Consider the following 20,578-nt stretch of genomic DNA (forward strand, 5'->3'; position numbering starts at 1 on the left):
AATTATTTGTTAGTATAATATTACTACTTTAATGTGATTATTTAAATGGTTAGAAACACAATTAACCCATGGGACCCAGGTCCTACTAGGGAGCCACCAAAGAGAGATGAACCAAAGGGAGGTAAAAAACCGCGTGGGTTTGGTAGGAGACCTGGTTTTGGGGGTGGCAGAAGCGGCGGCGGTGGTGCTGGTAACAGTTTTGGCGGTCCTAATAGCGGTGACGAGGTAGATGATGATAAAGGAAGGCAACCACCAAAACCGGGGAACGAAATGCCAGACCCTCGTGATTATCCTGTTAAAAATAATAATAAATGGCATTTAATGATTTTTGCTCAAATAGTAAATAGTAGACTTAGCAGTGGAACATCTAGTATTAATAGGCATTGGTGGAGAAGGCAAGAAGCAACAACGTCAAATTTTAGACTTAATAAGATTGGATTAGATGTCTTTATAGAGTGGGAAGAATCATGGCATGATTCAGAGTACAATTACGAAGAGCCGATAATTGTACATAATGATTATATTAAACATCGTAAGTTATACCCGTTAAAACCTTACTATATGAATTCAGGTTGTGAAAGAGTTTCATTATATGGAAGTGGCTTTAATAGTTTTTATAACTCTGAATATAACGCTTCATGTCGTGATCCAAATAGGCTTATGATTAGTCCATTATTTGGGTCTATCTTTTACCGTTTAACTCCAGCCACAACCTGGACAGACGTAACAACTGTTTGGACTAAAGACCCGGAAGCAATGTTAGAATATATACATTTATGGGAAGTTCCATATATTGATAGAGGTCATCAATCATACTACGAATATGAGTCTGACGTATTGTGGGACGCCTATCGAGGTAGGTCGTATGAAAATACACGCTGGTATCCAGTATTTCCTACGAGTACTAGATTAAACTATACTTCTTTAGACGGTCCACGAATTTGGGAGAACACCCGTAATTATAGCTATAAACTATGGATTCTGTCTGAAGATAAAGATTATTTGCCGCCAGAAAACAACGTTCGTCAAATCACAATACCAGACAGACATGAATGAAGAATGCTGTGGAATGATTAGAAGGATTTACGAGTTCCTAGACCCTGAATCCTTTCCGGCTGAAATGCCTACAAAAATAACAGTAGATGCCGATAATCCTGATAATGGAATTAAAGAAATTAAAACATTGCCAGAGTGGTTAATGTACAGATTTGACATCGATGATGAGAGGTGGGGGGAATTTGAGGTAAAGGTAGAAATTAATGATATCAATCTTCTATCAGAAGAACAAGAAGAAGTAACAATAAAATTGCCTAATATTGCAGAATCTATAGCTGAAATTTTCGGGCTGGTTATGGAAATTGCCATCTCTCATCAGGTTACACAAAACGCTGTGTTAACCTGCTTACATGAAGCAGGTTTGGCTCACGCAGCAGCCTTTAAAGCTGGTAGGGAAGTCTCGGAAATATTAGACTATTTAGGCTTTGAAACTGAGGAAAAATACGAGAAACTAAAAACAGCTTTCACTCCAGAGGCTGATAATTTTGAGGAACTACTAGAACCTAACGAAAGTAAAGTTAAAATCACTAATCAAAAGAACGCGAAAGAAACACTAGAGACAGCCTTAAATCAAATAAAGGAAATATTCTCAATAGTTAGAGCGCAAGGTACTTTACAAGTTAATGGTAATGACCCATCAAAAGACATATTAGCCGATTTAACGCGGTTATATGATTCAATGAAAAAACAGGATGAGATTAGAGAACAGGAAACCAATAAAGTCAAAGAATTGCTCAAAAAAGACTTTCCTGATATCAAGATAGAAACCGAGTTAATAGACGGCGATAATCCACTAAGGGAGACTCTGTAATGGTAGCCAGAAGTGCAAGAATGCTAAGAACAACCCGTGGCTTATCCAGTCGTCAAACTAGGTCAGCAATTGGACGGAATGGAGTTAGACAGGTTAATTTTTCTCGACGAACATCAACCGAGGAAATGGGATGGTTTGGGAAGCTGTGGACAAAAGTCACAGGAAAAGTAGTTCAGTGGGGTAAATCATTTGCGGGTTGGTTATGGGAGGGACTTACTAAGTTCTTTTCTAGCTTTAGCTTTGAAAAAGTAGCGACATTTATTACCTCTAATTGGGACAGCTTTTGGAATTTCAACTGGAATATATCAGATGAACAGATAGACAAAAATATGATGAATATTGCTAATCAATTTATTAGTACTACCGCCGGTTTTTTGGGTAATATGGCAGGTAAATTAGTTTGTGGAGTATTGCCTACCATTGGTATTGCATTTATCAACAAAGCTGCTGCTATGCACATTGCCTTAAGCAAGGGACCTGAAATGCTTAGGGAAGTATCATCAGCTTTTGGTTCATACGTTAGGCAATCATTTAATATGGCTATGAAAGCTATAGCATGGCAACTGTTTAAACATGGTAGACGGGTTGTTAAAATGTTTTTAGCCGCAAGCCCTTCAGCGCTTGCGAAACGTATCGTTTCGATGGTTCCCGGTGGTAAAGACAGGATGAAAAAGTGGGGTGACGAAAAAGGTGAAGAATGGAGTTTTGGGAAACAGAGAAGGGACGCTAGAGAAAAATTACCAGAAGAATATGACGGCAAGTTAAGCACTATATGGAACCAAGATAGTTCAGAGGAATTTTGGGATGAATTCTCAGATAATTGTAAAGAAGCGATTATTTTAGTCGCTCAAGGCTTAGATGAATATATCGCGTTACAACGCATTGAGGAAAATAGACAGCAACAGTTAGTTAGCGCGGTTATAGAAAACGGCAGCGAACGTTTTAGATTAGTATCAAGTTTGCGTAATTTACAGGAAAATGTAACCAACGCATTAGCTCAAACTGAGATATTAGGAAATAGAGATATTGGTCAATTTGTAGGGTCGGGTGATATCTCTGAAGTTCCGAATAGCAGTAATTTAAAAATTCAGTTAACCTTCATTTTGTACAATTACGAAAAACCTCCATATTGGACTAAGGAAAGACGGTCAAAACTACAAAAAACTCAAATAGAACTCCCATCAGTAGAAAGACACGAAATAACCTGGGATAAATTACAAAGGATATTTACTCAACCTAGTAAATCGGCATTTACCAAAGGCAATATCAAAGTAACCTGTAATATGCGAAATGGTAGGAAATTTTCATTTTTTGTGAATGAAAGCTCTAAATCTGACGCTGAAAGAATTTGTAAGGATTTAGTACAATTAACAAGTTCCTCAATTGTTTATCCTTTGATATTTGAGGAACGTAAAGGTTTTGGCGGTAGGGAAAATGCGAAAAGAATCAAAGAGAGCAAAATGTATATCAGTGAAGTGAAAATACTTAACTGGGAATTAATTGATAAATTTGAACAAGCCAAAATCGATATGGGAGAGAATAGTGTTTTGGCAACGTACAAAGACCCTAGGAAGTCTAAAGTAAAAATTCCTTTACATTTTGAGAAGAAACCTAAGTGGGTAGATGACGCAATCAGAACAGCTACTAGAACGTCGTTAGAAATGAAAACTGGGAGTCAGCCACCAACTACAGCTTAATGTAGTTTTCATTGAATAGAAGCTACATATATGTAGCATCTGATATATCAAATAGTTAACAGACAAATTCAGTTAATGATGCTAGGCTCTATGTATTAACTGATTAAAGGTGATGATTATGGCTAGTCCAGTAACTCTTAATGGTGCCACTCTCGAACACCAATTGCTAGAAGTTATCGAGCAAGTTCAACGTGCACAGATAAACGCAACTAGAAACCCTAATGGTGTAACGGTAGTTACAGCTTATACCCGCAACATGGCAACTGGAGCTGTGACAGTATCCCTAACAATCCCTACTGATGATGTTTGGGATGCTACTGATGGCTCTATCGATGTACAAGCCATCGCTGTTTTTGTTGACTAGGGTTCATTAACTAGGTAGACATTAACACTATTGTTGTCTACCTATCTAAAGTTTTGTTTGATAATTAATGAGGTTAAATTATGCCATTAAATGATGCTTACGATAAATATAAAGCAAATTTTGTTGCTAAACTAGCGGAACCGAAAGGCACTTGTATCGGCAGGAGTTTGATGGTTGAGGCTCCAGTAGACAAGACATCAAAGTATGTTATCCCAATGCCTATGTTGCTGCTTTATACGCTATCCGATAACGCCGTAACACAGGAACCCGTCCTGGTGCGAGACTTAACTATCTGGAGACCTCCCGTTAGTGGAACTACATCAACTAATGCTAATAGGCGTAATATCATACCAGGGGCTAGAGTTAGGTCATGGAAACGTATAGAGTACACAAAGATTTTTGTAGAAGCTCCTGCCTCTATGGGTGGAGTATGGAGAACATATCGCACATCAGGAACTAACGCGGGTGATAGGAAGCTAAGATTTATTGGTTTAAAAGTTCCTCAAATTTTCTCGATTAATTCTTTGCTATATGTTTTTGCTCATTACTGGAGCAAAAAACCCGCGAGTATTAGAACCTATAACTCAATGTTTCGTATTCCGGCTGAATCTGAAATTACCCTCGATAACCTAGGAGAACTAACCACAGGTAAAACTGAAGCACCTAATCAAGTACAAGGAAACCTTAGCGCTTTACCTGAGAAAACAGGCAACAAACCATAATAACTATCTTGTTGCTAATTATATACCCGTTAAATCACAAAATAGGATTAACGAGTTTTTTGTATTGGTTATTATTTGTACATTCTATATATACTTAATGTAATACTTGATATTTTTATAAATAAGTGTAAATTGTATAATTTATGTTTATTTTTAATAAATTAATTAGATAAGATAATTTTAATTAAATACAGTGAATTCAAAAGAGCAAGGTAACTATACAGTTACAGAATCAATTGAAGGTAGCGTAACTGTAGAAAATGTAACTAATGTCAATACTAATAAAGTATTGACTCCTACAGAATACCAAGAGACGTTGAGTCGGTTTAATCAGTTTACTAAGTTTCTGGAGTTGGTTAATACTTACCTTCCTTACCCCAAAACTTCATTAATTCAATCATTGACCAACAAACTCCAAACGTCGGAGATTATCAACTCAAATACCTTTTATCTGACATATTCAGAGATTGCCACACTTAAACGAGTCACCAACGCAATCCTGACGCTATTAAAAGCAGGTGGAGTAAAGCTACCTCGTAAGGTTACGGGAGCCATACAGGATGATATTAATGCACTAGAAGACCATCTATTGGGCTCTGAGAGTGATTTAGAGGATGAAGATAATGAAGTCAACCCATTTTCTAGTTGGTTAGATTAAGGCTAGTCCAAAATAAAACCACCCATATATTATCTGTTTTCAGGACTGAAAATACAGTCCTGAAAATGAATAATACCCAGGTGGCAGTCAACAAGCATCAGGAAATTATAGCATGATACCACGTCATTGGTCCGAGGTTAGGCTTAACCTACGAAACATCGCGTTAACCCCCTTGATGTATATCGGTCATTCCCTATATATCAAAGTTCCAATTTCCAGTGGAAAGTCAGGAATAACGTGGCCATCAACTTTAGTTAAGTTTGATAAGGATTTTATCGCTTATTTTTTAGGTAAAATCATTAAAAAATTAATACCATTAAACCCCGAAAAACTTGAGGAATTAATGGAGGATGCACTTGAGTATTACAGAGAAGAATACAGCATCTATGCGGCGGAAAATGGCTTAGACAAAGAAATTGATAACCCTAGCGGAAGTTTCGGAGTGCACCCAAAAGATGAGAAATAAATACAATGCTAGAGGACAAAAAATAGACAGCTATTATTTTTCAAGTGCATTTGAATGTAGGGTTTATCACCTTCTACGAAAACATGATAATCAATTAATTGTTCACCCTAAAATGACATTAATTGAACATGCAAAACCTTGGAAAAATATCACCTGGATTCCAGATTTTTAGAGTCCGTTCTTTAATCGTTACATCGAAGTTAAGGGAGTATTAACTGATTCATTTAAGCTAAAAATGCAGTTATTGCAGTACCTTAATCCTGGTTTAGTCAATCAGTGTTGGTTTGTTATAAGGGGGACATCCTACCGATGGCAAGGCATCTCATTTATCAATATCGACGAGTTTAAGGGGCTTTGGAAAAACTTAGAGATTCCAAGGGTAAACAATGAATAAACTGCACTACAAGGGGTTATTTTCCATTGACGGTGAGTTAATAAACACCACCTATAACCCACACCTATTTGAGTCAGAAACCACTCAAATAGCCTACCGGATACTAACCCCTATAAAGGAACATAAAACCCAGGAAATCCTTGATTTAGCTTATTCCTATATGGGTTGTTATAGCCCTAGGGGGGACTACAGAGGTCACGCTACAGCAAGGTTGACAAATGAAGGCAGCCTACGAGTATCAATTGTTGGTAACCCTCAATTTTGGGAGGTATGCAAAAAAATTTCAAACGTCATAATCAATCATCAAAGGATAATTAATCATGAGTATCGGATATTACGGCAAAAAACAGGACGATAAATTTAGTTATTGCAGTGCAGTTAAGCCCGGTGAAACGGCAACCTTTCTAATTGTTGATTATGCATAATTCCGAATTAAGTCACCTCATTTATGGATATTCGGGAAAGGTGTATCAGGGGATTTTTCTAACTTCAATGATAGGGATTGGAGTTATTCCAAAGGTGATAAATAATTAATTGCTGTACGGTTTTGTATTGAAAAATACGAGACTGAATATAACGGCAAAAAACGAGAATACACCCCTACATCTCCAGAACTCGCATTGCTTAAAATAGTCGAAAGTGACTCAATGCTTACAGACGGTTCTGTGATGTTTACAGCAACAATAAATCTAAGTCAATCATCAGTCAGACCTTCTGACAGGATATTAGAGGGAAATATCGGAGACGATAATTTAAACTCTGATATTTCTAATATCTTAGAAATTGAATGTATTAATCCATTCAATCAATCTTTCGCTACTTACTCAATCGGAGATATTGACGCTTTCATTGAATCCAAAACTAAAAATAAAGCAGGATTTAATGGAAAGGCAAAATACAAAACCTTCGAGGAAAGGTTAACAGAAGGGGCTAAGGTTTTGGATTGTGACCCTAGCTTTGAGAGTCTTTATAACAAGGTTAAACAACTTGATTCTAATGTATTAATTGCATTAATTGAATTACTGCGATTAATGTAGTCACAAATAAATCCCCCCTAAATATTTAGGGGGGAATAACCACCATACCATGTCAACAAGTCAAGAGCGATAAGAGGTTACTACCATGTCTGAGGACTATATTGATTATAGGCTAATCAGAAGCCAAATGTCATCTGAACTAGAAGAAATAATCACAGAAGGCAACCTGGGTGAGCAATTAGAGTCTGTTTTACGGGCTGTCTGTGTTCTGCCATATCCTGATATCCAATTCCCTATTGTAACCTCGTTTATAGCGTCTCCAGTAACCCTTATGAGTACAGCTGGCATCCTGTTCCTTTGGGGGTCTAGCGGTACTGGAAAGTCACAGATAGCTACCGTAGCATCTGAACTATACAAGACAACCTCGGTGCTTGCTAATAGCACTTTCGCTTCACTGAGAAACAAGATACAACATGAACGATTTTATGACCCCCTTCAATGTGAATTTGAGAAAAATTTTATATTGGTATGGGAAGATATCACCCCTAGCTTATTAATTGAAAATGAGAATATGTTATCGCTTTTCAAGGTGTTAAACCGCAAAAATAGCCGAATAACCATCAGTAGTCAGACACCGGGAACTAACATGATTTTTAATGCTTTCGCTTTAAAGGTGATTAATTCAATACATCCATTGTGGACATTTTGGGAGTTAAACGAACTCAAAAGACGGATGTTTCCTATATGGTTTAAAAAGAGACTATGACATCAGAGGAATATAGGGGCAATGGTTACGAGTTAAGTGATTTAAACGATGTAGAGGATATTACGCTTGATAAATTATCATCTCAATTAGAAATTTTCTGGAGAAATATCGATAACTGCAATCAATACAGCAAGGTCAAAAAACAACTACAGAAACACAAAAAAGATATCATTAACGCTAGGTTATCAAGTGAAATTATTGTCACCCATTCATTGATTTATCAATTATCTATCAATGAATCAATTAAACGCTTCAATGATTACTGGGATTTTGTTAATGAAAAAATCTTGACTATATCATCAGGTACTGAACAATTTTTAGACAGTTTTATCACTCAAGGTATTGAGGCAAAAATGAAACAAAATAACCAGGCAATTAACGCGGGATGTCCTGAGTTAACCGAGGTTGTAACTGATATCGACCCGAAAGCGTTAAAAGAAGCCATTGAGAGAGCCAAAACAGATGGATATCTTGATAGTCGCGTTAATGTTTCAGAGTTGACTAATCTAATGAAAAATAGAGGATATAATATGATTAATCAGAACAGCAAAAATGTTTGGAAACACATCATATAGGAGACCAAAAAAATGACTAAACCTCCCAACACAAATGCCATTATAAAGGCACGGTTTAAAACATTTAAACAAATGGTAGATAGTACAGTCTACAACGCTAATAAAGAAGACGCTAAGGAAACGTTAATTTCAATAATGAATGATTGCGAGGTTGAGTTATCCTTAGCAGAAGCGAAAAAACAATTATCGCTCAAACAGCTTAATTATATTCAGCATTTACTAACCAAAATCGAATAATTTAAACCCTTCCGAAATGACGTTAAACTATCACAACTTAACCACTATCAAAGGATAAATCCATGTCAATCAAATTAAGTACACCCGGATTAAACGTAGTAGAATATAGCTACATGAGTAATCGATTAAATCCTAACGTTGTAGGATTACTTGACTTAGTAGAACTTGCTATCACATCTGAACAATTCGACGAAATTGTCGAATTTATTCAAATCCACAGGCATTTTTTAAACGCGGAAATCGAGTTACTCAAAGGTATTGAAGCCTTGCTTGATGCAAAAATTACAGAACACAACAATAATCAAAATCACCCCGATAATGATGATCACAAGTTCAATTAATCAATAGGAAATAAAGCCATGAATGAGTTTGAACAAGAAAAAATGATGGTTATTGCAGAAATGGCTAGGGAGATTTTTGTCAGATTAGCTGGCAATAATTTAACAGCAACTCGTGAGGATAGAATCACGATAGCAGAAATTGCTCATAATTACGCTATTGACTTTCTGGCAGTACACGAGAAATGGGTAGAATCTCAGTATCCAATTATTACTCGATTCGATTCAGACGTAATATCACCTGAATGTAACCTTAATGGTTATAACAGCGATATCCTACTGGGAGGTGATTTTCATGCCTAAGCTACTCCCAGTAGTCACACTAACAGGGTCTTACAAAGGGTTTCTGGTAGGTCATGGTAATATCTGTATCGAAGTAGGTTCTTTAGAATGGTTTAAATACCTAGAAACCCATAAATCTTTTTCAGTAGAGGTTAATGGTAAACGATTTACAGCTTGCAAAAAACTCTCAATTAATGGTTTTACCTACTGGAACCTCAAAGGGTGGGATGGTAGCGTCAATCATCACATCTACATAGGGAAATCTGACCAACTCATTGTAGACAAGCTAACAGACGTAGCGTTAGCTATGATTACTAAGTGCAGAATGAGTAACAGCTAAACCCTAAACCCTAACACCTAACACCTAACAGCTAACCCTAACTCAATAACAACCTTAACCCTTATCGTGTCCTATCATGATAGGGGTTGTTTGTATTTTTTGCCAGTAGTCTATTGCCAGTAGTCTATTGGAAGTTTATATGAACCCACCCCTAGTTTACCCACAATAAACACCCTAAGCCAAAACCTTAACCCGTCTATTAGGGGTAATCATCCTGTGCGGAACTCAGTACCCCTATAAATTGGAGACTTGTCTAGCGGTATGTAGGTATCGGTTTCGATGGGGAATCAATTCTCTAGGATTATGTAGGTATCAGCGAGAGATGACGAAACAAGTTACCAGTTGAAAAGTTGTTTGGGGGTATCGCTTCAGTATGTCATAGCCAGGTTAGTCGTGATTATGCGATCGCATTTTGTTGGTAGTGAGTAGGCTCCCCAATATTTCCCCAATAATCTGACTCCCATAGATAACCGGATAGGCAGCCTGATATCGTTGTACATTGATAGGAGTATCGTTGTACATTGATAACCTAGTGGGTTCCCCCTACGGCTACCTACGGCTATCGTGTTGACTTTGAGCCATAGATAAATCCCACTGCGATCGCACTCATTACCGTCCTATTATTAGCACTGGTAGCTTTAGGTAATACCCTGCAAAATTGAACCCATACCCTCCCCCTAACCGAAACAAGCACTATTGGGGAAACGAACGATGTGATAGCAGTCAATGGTGAGGAACGAACCGATAGGCTTGCCATTGACTGCTATCACAAGGGAGTTACCCTATCGGTGTTTGGTTGGGGGGTGGTATGAGTGTTTGACAGATTAATTAAGTTGTGCTTGTTGACTGAGTAATCATCCTATTGACAGAATTATTTTCCTGTGCTAGGACTAGATTGTGAGTAATATCTGAGTAATTCAATAGGATATAGGGGTTGAGTAATAACCCGCTATCGCTGTCAGGATAAGGGTTTATAGTTAACGCGCTTTGACGGATTAACCCTGCCAACATATTAAGCCGTATGCGAGAGCTACGCCAACCTCGGCTATCAAAGAGGGTTGCTGGTACTCAAGGCGCAGAGGTTGAACATTAGCGCTCAGGGACAATAGTTTCTCGGTGAAAATATAGCCGGCTGTTTAGTCAATGGTAATTGATTGAGGCCCATTACTCGATCCATTATTGTCTCGGTCAGAGGTTGAGGAAGAGACTGGGGTTCCGGTTTCCTTTTCTAACCAGCTTTTCACTGGGTCTTCTGATAAGTTGAGTCGCAGGACGCTAGAGACAAAGCCACCCAAAAACGAGATCGGATCTTGGGTAAATTCTTTGAAGATGGGTGTCAGTTCATCCATGATTAGAGAAAGCTCCTGTAAAGAGATTTATTGTTATTCTGACTGAATTTTAGCTGAATCGGCAAAAATCAGTAAACCGGCCTGCCTACGCACAGGGAGTGGTTAGTAGTAATAGCCATCATTTCCATAGTCGCTGGAGTTATTAATATGTTTGTGGTAGTCATCATCATCACGACGAATGGCGGCCGGTCCAGTTTGTACCCATTTAGGTTGATGGGGTTGGGCTTTAATGGTTCCCTGGTGGCTGTCGAGGTCGGGAAGTTGGGGAAACTCCTCAACGGGTAAATCCTCAACTACTCGTTTCATAAACTCACGCCAATTAAAGGCGGCGGTACTACTAGCGCCCCAAGTGCGATCATTGTTGTCGTTTCCTAGCCATACTCCGGTCACCAGTTGGGGAATATAACCAATAAACCACAGATCCCTAGCTTGTTCAGAAGTGCCAGTTTTACCGGCGACATCGCGATCGGCGAGGTAAGCGGACCCACCTGTGCCGTTGCGTACCACATGAGTTAGCATCCAGGTAGTAATAGCGGTGCTGTCGGGGTCAAGGACTTGTTTAGGTGTAAACTGAGCCTGATAGATAGTTTCGCCTTTCTGGTTGATGACTCGACGGATACCATGAGCGGGGATATATTGGCCTTGGGCGGCGAGGGTTCCGTAGGCGTTAGTTAGTTCCAAAAGATTAACTTCATAGGCTCCCAAGGCGAGGGAATAGGTGGGTTGGAGTTCAGATTTGATACCCATGCTGGTACTGAGAGAAATAACGGGTTCAAAGCCGACATCAATTAGGACTCTAACGGCAATAACATTAGTGGAATTACTGAGGGCGTTAAGCATCGATCGCCAACCCCCGTAACGGTTACCATAGTTTTGGGGGCGATATCCATCAACTCGATAGGGTTCGTCATTGTAACTATCATAGGGAGAGAAACCTGCTGCGATCGCCGCCGCATAGACCAACCCTTTAAAAGTCGATCCTGGCTGTCGTTGAGCTTGGGTAACGCGATTAAACTGACTTTCCCCATAATTAGCACCCCCTACCATAGCTTTTACCTCACCGGTAGTGGGGTCGATCGCTACTAATGCGGCTTGGTCAAACCCCGCCGCGCGCCCGTCTATTTCTACGGCTTCTTTAACGACCTGCTCGGCTATTTCCTGCCATTGTAGATTTAAACTGGTTTCCACCACCAAGCCCCCAATTTCTAGGGCTTCTGAAGATACATATAATGGTAATTGCTTTTGAATAAAATTAGCAAAATAGGGAGCTTTAACCTGTAGACGTTTATGGGGGCTAGGATTTACAACTAGGTCGCTTTGAATCAGTAAATTTGCCCGATTCTCAGAAATCATACCCATTTCCTGCATTCGGCGCAGTACGACGTTCCGGCGTTCGGTAGCCAGGTCTAAATTCACCAGGGGGGAGTATTGACTTGGAGCGGGAGGCAAACCCGCCAAGGTAGCCATTTCCGAGAGGGTGAGTTGTTCTACGGGTTTACTGAAATAGACCCAGGCGGCATCAGCGACCCCATAAGCTCCCGAACCCAAATAAACTAGATTAAGATAGCGTTCGAGGATTTCTTCTTTGGTGAGAGTTTTCTCAAGTTTTTGAGCGAGGAGAGCTTCCCTAAGTTTACGAGTCAGGCTGCGTTCATGGTCTAAAAACACCATCCTAGCCAATTGTTGGGTGATGGTACTACCTCCCTGGACTACACCTGTAGCCATTACATTAGCGGATAGGGCTCTGATAATACCTTGGTAGTCAATGCCGCGATGCTCATAGAAACGTCGGTCTTCTATGGCAATAAATGCCTGGAGCAACTGCTCTGGGATCCGGTCGAGAGATACCTGCTCCCGGGTAGATGGTCCGGTTTGCATGATAATTGTGCCATCTGCGGCTTGAATGGTGAGGGTTCCATCTCGGTTGTAGGCTGATAGATCAGAAATTTCCGGTAAACTCTGTTCAAGGCGATGGAAGTGATAAGCTGCTAATGCGATCGCACTTCCGGCTATAGTAATTATGCCAACGCCTATCCACAATTTAGGGCGAGGTTTCCATTGCCAACGCCTAATGATACGGCGATGGGGTCCTCCCCCCTGGGGGGTTTCCGAAGGGGGGGGTGGCGCGATCGCCTCCGAGTCTTGATGCAAAACGGAGGTAGGGGGTATAGTATTTTGACTATCCCTAGATTCGTCGGTAATTTTTGGGGAAAATTCTGTCACGTAAACCTCCTGAGTTGGGAAGCCCCTTGCTAAAAGGGGAGGAAAAACGACTGGTGGCTATAGTTAAGATAGAATCTTGAAAAGCCTTATTGATAAACGATTGTAGGGTGCGTCAGAGAAATCAGTGATATAGGGAAATGGAAAATCTGGTTCATCTGACGCACCAATTGCTCCCCCCTAAACTGCATGACCTAGGGCTAAACCCACGACTAACATTCCTAACACCAGGAAAGGTTGAGCGCTTGCCTGATATTTAACATCATTTTCGAGGGGATTGCGAAGAAAATACATATCTTGGAAGGTAATTTGTGGAATCACGAGTAATAAAAGGATGGTGGCATACAGGTTTTGCTGAATGCTGATCAAGTATAGGGCAACTCCGGCTTGAAAAATGTCGATCATTAATACACAGATCCAGGCGGCGGTGGTTACGCCAAACATAACGGGGAGGGATTGTAAGCCAAGTTGGCGATCGCCTTCGACACTCTTAAAGTCATTGACAATGGCAATACCTAGCCCCGCCAAGCTGTAGAATAGGGTGAGTACGACAATAGTGGGGTTGAGTTCTCCAAACAGGGCATGACCCGCCCACCAGGGAAGGGCAATATAACTAGCTCCGAGGGCATAGTTGCCTAACCAGCCGTTTTTCTTGAGTTTTAGGGGAGGCGCAGAGTAGATATAGGAAACGAAAGCGCCGCCAATACAGAGAACTGTGACCATGGGGAATTCATGACCTGCCCAAATATCCAGGATATAGGCAAGACCAATACCCGCACCTAGGAGAATCAGAATTTGGGATACGACTTGGGGGATGGAAATTGCACCGGAGGGAATGGGGCGATAGGGCTCGTTAATGGCATCTAGGTCGCGATCGTAGAAGTCGTTGAGGGTTTGGGTGTACCCTGCCATTAAAGGACCCGACAGCAGCATACAGGCGGCTGCTTTGAGGATATCTTCTAGTGTCCAGCTATAGCCTCCAGAGGAAGCCGCACCACAGACTACACCCCAAATTAGGGGAATCCAGGTGATTGGTTTCATCAGTTGCAGGCGAATTTTCCAGATGGAGGTTTCTCCGGGGGCGGCTCCTTTCATCCCTAGTAACTGGCGGGTTTTTGACCCGGAGTTGGGGATGGCTTCTGAAGAGGTTTCGGGGGTTGGGGAATCAGACATAGTATTCTTTTAGCTATTATTTCGAGGTTATCGCTAATGGTTTTTGATAAGCCTTGCCTTATCCCAATAAACCAGTGTCGGGATTGATTGGCAAGGCACAGATTGACAATTACGAAAAAACCCGAAGAGAATTTTAGCGCATTATCGTAGGGTGCGTCAGACACATCAATAATATGGGGAAAGGGAGAATCTGGCTGCTCTGACGCACGGATACCAGAGCCAATGGATTAATCTAACAATTGGCGAATGCGGGTTTTGTTGTCTGGGGAGGCTTGAGATTGGGTTTCTAACCATGCGATCGCTTCAGATCTTCCTTGTTGGGCAACTAAAATGAGAGCGCCCCAGGCTTGCAAATCAGGTTCTTCTGGGTTTTCCAGGAGGGCTGCTTGAATGCGGTTTTTGATTCTTCCCCCGTCAGCTTGTAGGAGGTTTAACAGTTCGGTTTGATTAAGGCTGGAGCTTTGAACCACATTTAGGGCTTCACTCCAACGACCATCAATGAGTCCGGCGAGTACCTTTTGACTAGGACTTGCCCAAGCTGCGGTGGCCTGAGCATCTGTAATGCTGGCATGGAACTGAATTAATTGCAGTTGTGCCTCCGCTAATGCTGGCCAGTTTTGGGGATAATCGCCACCAGTACCGGAATTTTTCTTGAGGGGTTCCATCAAACTTAAAGCCGGAGACCACAAACCGCTGCGAGCTAGTCTAATAGCTCTTCTATAGGCATAGTGGTCAACAACTTCTTGATCTAGGGAGATACTAACTAACTCAATGGGGTTAGGAACAAAGCGACGGGGTCGGACTTGATAAATGCTGAATTGCGGCTCAAGTCCCATGGTTTGTTCAACTAACAATTCTGGGTAAGGTCCCCCGGTGACGTTTTCCCAGATAGGATGCTCTCCAGCAGCACTTTTCCACTCCAACATGGAACTGAGATGATAATGTTTGGGGTTGTAATGAATGATATGTCCGTAGGGAACTTGGGTATCCCCCACCAGACGGTTTCCATATAGGTTAAACCATACCCCTGATTCAGGAACTTTATTTTTGAAGGTGGTAATATCAGTTAAGGGCAGTGGTCTATTACCGCCCTGCTGATTAGCACGAGTTCCAATCAAAGATGCCAGTACAAAAGACTCTGCTGGTCCGTTAACAGGTAGTTGATAAACTAGGCGGTATAACTCAGGAGTCCCTACGGCTTGATAGGGCGTTTGTACTGATTTATAAACTCGCAGTTCCACAATTTCTTTACAACCTGTGGGACAGGGAGTGGTTGTACTAGATTCGCGGGTCTGCATTACTGGAATTAACAGATCTACGGGTGCTTGTACGAGGGATTCATGGGGGAGCAGGAATGAGCGCCAAGGTTTGAGATAGGGATTTTGGGCGAATAACCTTTCCTCTAGCCTGGCTGTGGTCACACTATTGCTCATATCCCCTAAAACTTCTCGATTAGGAAGGGGTAGGGGTTCGCCAAAAAAACGACCTTGGGCTTTGAGTTCTTCTCGGATTTCCTCTAGGCTATAAAGGTAATCATTTGGTTGTAGGGGAATTTGGGTACTTGCGGGTAGAAATTGATTGAGCCAAATGCCTACGTCAGGATTGAGAATCAGTTGGTAACTAAACCAAGCGCTGACGCTGAATAGGGCTGAACCACCAAATAGCAGGCTAAAGGCTAAACTATCGGCTAACCACTTTTTTAGTGCTACTGATAGGGGGTTTGGAGACCGACGGCTGCTGACAGTTGGCTTGTGTTTTTTCTGGCTTAGGGCGGGTGATATTAGTTGGCTGGTTTTTCCAATGGCGGATCTAGAACCTGCCCCTACACCCTCGCCCCTACCAGCTACCTTGGGCTTTTTGGCTAAGGGCTGCTTGGAGGGCTGCTGTGGTAATGGTTGTTTCTGCTGGCGGGGCGGTCCGGCTTGGCGTTTCTGATTAGTCCCCTGGGATTTATTGTCTATGGGTCGATTAGCTCGGATTGGTCTATTGTTCATATTTTGCCACTGACTCCCCTACTCTATGGTGATCACCTTCAACCGATGAGGACTTGTTCATAGCGCTGACCTGCTCGTTCCCAAGTATATTCAGTTTCGATGAGCGATCGCGCTTTTTGAGAAAGTTCTTGTCTGAGATCAGCGTTTTCAAACAGTCTGGCAATCTGTTGGACATATTGCTCAACTGTGTTGGCTCGTAAAGCCCGCAGTTCGACTCCTTCGCCATCGACGGCTAAACCTTCTAAACCGCGATCGCTCCCCACCAGGGGAACTCCGGCAGCCATAGTCTCTAGGGTTTTGTTTTTGATGCCGAACCCGGTTCGCATTGGGATTACACAGACTGTCGCTTGATGTAAACATTCTGCCATTGAAGGTACACGACCTGTTACATTAACTCCTGGACAATAGGCTAGTTCTAACACTTCTGGTACGGGTCTAGCTCCTACGATAGATAAGGTCGTATCTGAAGCGCGTTTTTGGATCTCGGGTAATATCTCTAGGGCGAGAAATCTAGCTGCGTCAATGTTGGCGATGTTGTCCATGGCTCCGACAAAGATGAGTTTATGTCCACCTGGGTCGAAAGTTCGGTAGGGAAACTGCTCAAAGTTTACGCCATTTGGGATGATTTCGACGTTCGCTATGGGGTTAAAGTTTTGCATCTGTTCGCCGTCCTCTGGAGTGGTGGCAACAATTGAGGAAAATTTAGTACAATATTGTTGCTCATAACGATAAAGTAGGGGAAGGTTAAGGCGATCGCGTAGCGGTTTCTCTGCCGTTTGGGTCTCTAGCTGCTGCCGACAGGTTGCATAAACTGAACTGTGGACATTAACGACTGTTTTTAAGCGGTCTTTCCATTGGGGACGCACATAACTCTCATTAATGCTATGTTCGCAGGTGATGACATCACAGCCTTGGTCTTCAACTACTTGATCAATCCACTCCTGCATATCAACCGAGTAGATTGATCTAACATTGGGAGGGCTGCCACTGACTAGAAATTGGCCAAATCGAGAGATTTTGCCGAAAATACCCCAGTTTGCTTCTGTGGGTTCACTTCTGGGAAATACCTGGAGCCTATCTACGCACTGACTGAGTTCTTCAATGTCATCATCAGTGACATCTGGGGTGCGTTGTGTTACAAGAGTAATAGGGTGTGTCTGGCTCAAAAATTTGAGTAGGTTAAAGGTACGGACTTGGGTTCCTCCTTTGGTAGGAGGATAGGGGAATGTGGAAGAAATCATTAAAATTTTCATCGGCATTTGGGTTGATGGGAAAATCTCGGTAATTAACTGGGTAATTGTTAATTCAAATTAGTTCTGATTAAGGAGTTACCTCAATGGCATCTTGTGGTATTTATACTTTAGCAAATGATGTAGTTTTTGATCAACTGGTAGCTTTTTTAAATAGCGTAGAGGTTAATGTTAGTCCAGATATACCTGTTTGTATTATTCCCTATGATGACCGTATGGAGCAAGTGCAAAAGGAAATTGGCGATCGCCCCAATGTTAGCATTTATGAAGATCAGCAAGAGATTCAGCGCTGGGAAGATTTTGCTAAAGAAGTGTGGCTAAACCATCCCCTAGCATCCGAAAAAAGTGATGCTAGACTCGTCAGTTCAAGGATACGTTTTCAAATAAAAATGGTGGCTTTTCAAGGAGACTTCGATAAGTTTGTCTTTTATGATGCTGATACTTTAGCCATGAAACCGGTAGATGATATATTTCTGAAACTAGATACCTATGATTTTGTATTTAATGATTGGGAACACGCCAAAACTAGATTAACGGCTCTTGATATTCCTCGGATTGAGGCGACAGGGGAGTTAACCGAATCCCAGATTAGACCTAAGTTGCACTGTTCAAGTTTTTTTGCTTCTCAAAATGGTTTATTTTCTACAGAAGAGGTTAATCAACTCAAAAACCGTTTAATTCAGAATCGAGAAATTGAGTGGATAAATGGTATATCAGATGCTTTTTTGTTTAGCTATTTAACACTGCGAGGCTACTCTATTTTTAACTATACACTCAGTCCCAACGGTCAAGATAGAACCGGAAACTGTGCCGACGCTGATCCGTTTGTTAACCAGGATAATGTTTTGTATAATGAGCAAGGCTTAAAACCTATTCATCGCATCCACTACATGAATTTTTCCGCTGCTGATTTTGCCAGAGTTAGTAAAGGAGAAGATGTTAATATTCCCCATCGTGATGTATTTCTGCATTATCGTTTTCTGAAACAACCCAACGCCAAACCCAGTAATTTTGCCGAACCAGATTTATTTACTAAAATCGGACGTTTCAAAGATAAAGCCCTGAAAAAAATCAAACGTGCTATCACTTAGTTAATTTGTAAATTATGGTAATTTTTTGATTGTTGAAAATCTGAAAGAGGTTAATCGTTGATATTGGGTTTTGTCGTGCCGATTAAAAGTCGTAAGATATCTAAATCTTGGGATAATCTTTCTCTCCTATTTGAAAGAACTGCTAAGTCAATGTGCAATCAGACTCATCCTGATTTTCGGATGATTGTAGTGTGTCAATATCAGCCTCATATTAAGTTTGAACATCCTAATTTACAATATCTGACAGTGGATTTAGGTTTACCTGTACCGATAATATTATTAGAAGTGATTTATATGATGTCTCAGAAGCCACGTTAGCAAGAATTCCTGATTCCATAACATCCCCTAATCAAATTCCTCAAGACATTCATGATTTCTACTATTGTCATAGATATTTTGCGAGGGCTGTAGAGTCGAAAGGAGCCCACCTTGAGCCGCTTCCTTTTGTTGGGTCTATTTATATTTTAGGAAATCGTGAAAATCTATCTTCTGAAGATGTCGTTAATATCGAAAAACGGAAAAATATGTCTCTAAAAGTTAGACTGCTGAACCTGAAAGCCAGTTTATTAGATTACCGGAAATTAACCCCGGCAATTCGACAAGAATTTGGTCTTTATGATCTAGAACTAATCAATCCCTAGTGAAAAAGACGAGGACATATTAAACTTGATAATGTCGAGTGAAAGTTAAGCTAATTCTGTGGCTAAAATTACTGTTTGTATTCCTACTTATAACCGGGTTCACCTGTTACAGATCGCCATCGCCAGTGTTCTGGATCAAACGGAACAGGATTTTGAGTTAATTGTCTGTGATGACGGTTCAACTGATGGGACGGTGGAGATTATGTCTCGCTATGAAGACCCGCGATTGCGCTATATTCGCCATCAGAAAAATATTGGCAAAAGTAATAATATGCGATCGGGTTTTGATGCAGCTACGGGGGATTATTTTATTAAATTTGATGATGACGATCGCCTGACTCCTGAATTTCTCGAAAAAACCAGTGCAATTTTAGACCAAAACCCTACCGTTGATTTGGTGGGTACTGACCACTGGATAATTGATATTAACAATAACCGAGACCAAGCCGCCACAGATATTAACTCGGTCAAATGGGGACGCAGCGAACTCCCAGAAGGTATAGTTAAAAATCTGTTAGAAGTAGTATTTATTCAGCAAAGTTTTCAAATAGGAGCTACCCTCTGTCGTCGCCAAGCCTTAATTGATGTGGGGTATATGCGCCCAAATATTCAAAACTGCGAAGATAATGATTTATTAGTGCGTCTCGCCTTAGCCGGAAAGCAGGGATATTATCTTCCCCAAAGGTTGATGGAGTATCGGGTTCATGCTGAACAACAAGGGTTAAACCGGGCTATTCCTTATTTACGAGATCAAATAACCTATTTAGAAAATTTCCAATTTACATCAGAAAAGCTGGAAAAAATTAGGCGATCGCGCCTATCTGAATCTCAACTTTTATTGGGGTTGCGACTGGTAGAAACAGGCGAAACGCAAGCCGGACGAGCCTTAATTGTAGCCGGACAATCAGCATCACTCCCCAAAGCCTGGACAGGGTTGGCTATTTCTGTGCTTCCTCAACCTTTACGGAAACAAATCTTTACCCTTCTACGACGGGCTAAAAGCTAAAATCGTCCCTAGGAGTTTAGGCTGTGATTGGTTTTGGTTAATTTACACCACCAGCCTAAACCCAACAGCTATAGGAGATGCTATGGTTATAATTAAAGTATTACGGCTCGCCAAAATCGAGCTGAGAACCTAGCGCGTAAGTCAGTACCCTGCCATGCAGTTAGGTGGCTT

General features: G+C 41.1%; 22 protein-coding genes and 2 pseudogenes. 18 read left to right on the top strand and 6 right to left on the bottom strand.

What is annotated here, in order from left to right; genetic code table 11:
* The first annotated feature begins 45 nt into the window (after positions 1–45).
* From N39L_RS06190 to N39L_RS06260, 15 genes and pseudogenes are all read left to right on the top strand, one after another.
* A pseudogene (locus tag N39L_RS06190) lies at positions 46–1,867 on the top strand (hypothetical protein).
* Entirely contained in the window at positions 1,867–3,564 is a 1,698-nt protein-coding gene (locus N39L_RS06195; protein WP_193353185.1) for a hypothetical protein, read from the top strand. Before N39L_RS06190 ends, N39L_RS06195 begins: the two are co-directional and overlap by 1 nt.
* Positions 3,565–3,682: 118 nt before the next feature.
* Entirely contained in the window at positions 3,683–3,928 is a 246-nt protein-coding gene (locus tag N39L_RS06200) for a hypothetical protein (RefSeq protein WP_035735928.1), read from the top strand.
* An 80-nt stretch (positions 3,929–4,008) separates the two neighbouring features.
* Positions 4,009–4,650, top strand: coding sequence for a hypothetical protein (locus tag N39L_RS06205; protein WP_014274194.1), 642 nt, complete (start codon positions 4,009–4,011; stop codon positions 4,648–4,650).
* Between the two features lie 193 nt (positions 4,651–4,843).
* Positions 4,844–5,308 carry a hypothetical protein gene (locus N39L_RS06210; RefSeq protein ID WP_014274193.1) on the top strand — a complete coding sequence of 155 codons (465 nt, stop codon included), beginning with the start codon at positions 4,844–4,846 and terminating at the stop codon, positions 5,306–5,308.
* A 112-nt stretch (positions 5,309–5,420) separates the two neighbouring features.
* Positions 5,421–5,774 carry a hypothetical protein gene (locus tag N39L_RS06215; RefSeq protein WP_014274192.1) on the top strand — a complete coding sequence of 118 codons (354 nt, stop codon included), beginning with the start codon at positions 5,421–5,423 and terminating at the stop codon, positions 5,772–5,774.
* A pseudogene (locus N39L_RS06220) lies at positions 5,764–6,168 on the top strand (DUF1064 domain-containing protein). The gene N39L_RS06215 and the pseudogene N39L_RS06220 overlap by 11 nt, the downstream one beginning before the upstream one ends.
* Complete coding sequence (locus N39L_RS06225; protein WP_014274190.1) at positions 6,161–6,526, top strand: hypothetical protein; 366 nt, start codon at positions 6,161–6,163, stop codon at positions 6,524–6,526. The pseudogene N39L_RS06220 and the gene N39L_RS06225 overlap by 8 nt, the downstream one beginning before the upstream one ends.
* A 289-nt stretch (positions 6,527–6,815) precedes the next feature.
* A complete protein-coding gene (locus N39L_RS06230) occupies positions 6,816–7,205 on the top strand; it encodes a hypothetical protein (RefSeq protein WP_231851946.1) in 390 nt (129 codons plus the stop codon).
* Between the two features lie 85 nt (positions 7,206–7,290).
* Positions 7,291–7,911, top strand: a complete 621-nt coding sequence (locus tag N39L_RS06235) for a hypothetical protein (protein ID WP_014274636.1) — start codon at positions 7,291–7,293, stop codon at positions 7,909–7,911.
* Positions 7,908–8,486 (top strand): hypothetical protein, encoded by a 579-nt coding sequence (locus N39L_RS06240; RefSeq protein WP_014274637.1) that lies wholly within the window; start codon positions 7,908–7,910, stop codon positions 8,484–8,486. Before N39L_RS06235 ends, N39L_RS06240 begins: the two co-directional genes overlap by 4 nt.
* A 12-nt stretch (positions 8,487–8,498) precedes the next feature.
* On the top strand, positions 8,499–8,723 hold the full coding sequence (locus tag N39L_RS06245; protein ID WP_014274638.1) for a hypothetical protein: 225 nt from the start codon (positions 8,499–8,501) through the stop codon (positions 8,721–8,723).
* Positions 8,724–8,785: 62 nt separating this feature from the next.
* On the top strand, positions 8,786–9,064 hold the full coding sequence (locus N39L_RS06250) for a hypothetical protein (RefSeq protein ID WP_231852015.1): 279 nt from the start codon (positions 8,786–8,788) through the stop codon (positions 9,062–9,064).
* Positions 9,065–9,082: 18 nt separating this feature from the next.
* On the top strand, positions 9,083–9,364 hold the full coding sequence (locus N39L_RS06255; RefSeq protein WP_035736471.1) for a hypothetical protein: 282 nt from the start codon (positions 9,083–9,085) through the stop codon (positions 9,362–9,364).
* On the top strand, positions 9,318–9,683 hold the full coding sequence (locus tag N39L_RS06260; protein ID WP_014274186.1) for a hypothetical protein: 366 nt from the start codon (positions 9,318–9,320) through the stop codon (positions 9,681–9,683). The genes N39L_RS06255 and N39L_RS06260 overlap by 47 nt, the downstream gene beginning before the upstream one ends.
* A gap of 387 nt (positions 9,684–10,070) precedes the next feature.
* Here the strand turns inward: N39L_RS06260 and N39L_RS06265 are convergent, their stop codons facing one another.
* From N39L_RS06265 to N39L_RS06290, 6 genes are all read right to left on the bottom strand, one after another.
* Positions 10,071–10,205 (bottom strand): hypothetical protein, encoded by a 135-nt coding sequence (locus N39L_RS06265; RefSeq protein ID WP_286131379.1) that lies wholly within the window; start codon positions 10,203–10,205, stop codon positions 10,071–10,073.
* A 614-nt stretch (positions 10,206–10,819) separates the two neighbouring features.
* The gene (locus N39L_RS06270) at positions 10,820–11,032 is read right to left on the bottom strand and encodes a ssl0294 family protein (RefSeq protein ID WP_006619291.1); all 213 of its coding nucleotides are present in this window, start codon (positions 11,030–11,032) and stop codon (positions 10,820–10,822) included.
* 102 nt (positions 11,033–11,134) lie between these two features.
* The gene (locus N39L_RS06275; RefSeq protein WP_006619292.1) at positions 11,135–13,255 is read right to left on the bottom strand and encodes a transglycosylase domain-containing protein; all 2,121 of its coding nucleotides are present in this window, start codon (positions 13,253–13,255) and stop codon (positions 11,135–11,137) included.
* A gap of 177 nt (positions 13,256–13,432) precedes the next feature.
* Positions 13,433–14,425, bottom strand: a complete 993-nt coding sequence (gene chlG, locus N39L_RS06280) for a chlorophyll synthase ChlG (RefSeq protein WP_006619293.1) — start codon at positions 14,423–14,425, stop codon at positions 13,433–13,435.
* Between the two features lie 227 nt (positions 14,426–14,652).
* Positions 14,653–16,419, bottom strand: a complete 1,767-nt coding sequence (locus N39L_RS06285) for a hypothetical protein (protein ID WP_014274640.1) — start codon at positions 16,417–16,419, stop codon at positions 14,653–14,655.
* Positions 16,420–16,457: 38 nt separating this feature from the next.
* On the bottom strand, positions 16,458–17,672 hold the full coding sequence (locus tag N39L_RS06290) for a glycosyltransferase family 4 protein (RefSeq protein WP_014274641.1): 1,215 nt from the start codon (positions 17,670–17,672) through the stop codon (positions 16,458–16,460).
* A gap of 83 nt (positions 17,673–17,755) precedes the next feature.
* Between N39L_RS06290 and N39L_RS06295 the strand changes: the two genes are divergently transcribed.
* The 3 genes from N39L_RS06295 (at position 17,756) to N39L_RS06305 (ending at position 20,407) form a co-directional block, all read left to right on the top strand.
* Complete coding sequence (locus N39L_RS06295; RefSeq protein WP_006619296.1) at positions 17,756–18,760, top strand: Npun_R2821/Npun_R2822 family protein; 1,005 nt, start codon at positions 17,756–17,758, stop codon at positions 18,758–18,760.
* 75 nt (positions 18,761–18,835) lie between these two features.
* Positions 18,836–19,078 carry a hypothetical protein gene (locus N39L_RS06300; RefSeq protein WP_126277470.1) on the top strand — a complete coding sequence of 81 codons (243 nt, stop codon included), beginning with the start codon at positions 18,836–18,838 and terminating at the stop codon, positions 19,076–19,078.
* Positions 19,079–19,459: 381 nt separating this feature from the next.
* Positions 19,460–20,407, top strand: a complete 948-nt coding sequence (locus tag N39L_RS06305; protein WP_006619297.1) for a glycosyltransferase family 2 protein — start codon at positions 19,460–19,462, stop codon at positions 20,405–20,407.
* The last annotated feature ends 171 nt before the right edge of the window (positions 20,408–20,578 follow it).

The organism is Limnospira platensis NIES-39, assembly GCF_026000695.1.
GTDB lineage: Bacteria > Cyanobacteriota > Cyanobacteriia > Cyanobacteriales > Microcoleaceae > Limnospira > Limnospira platensis.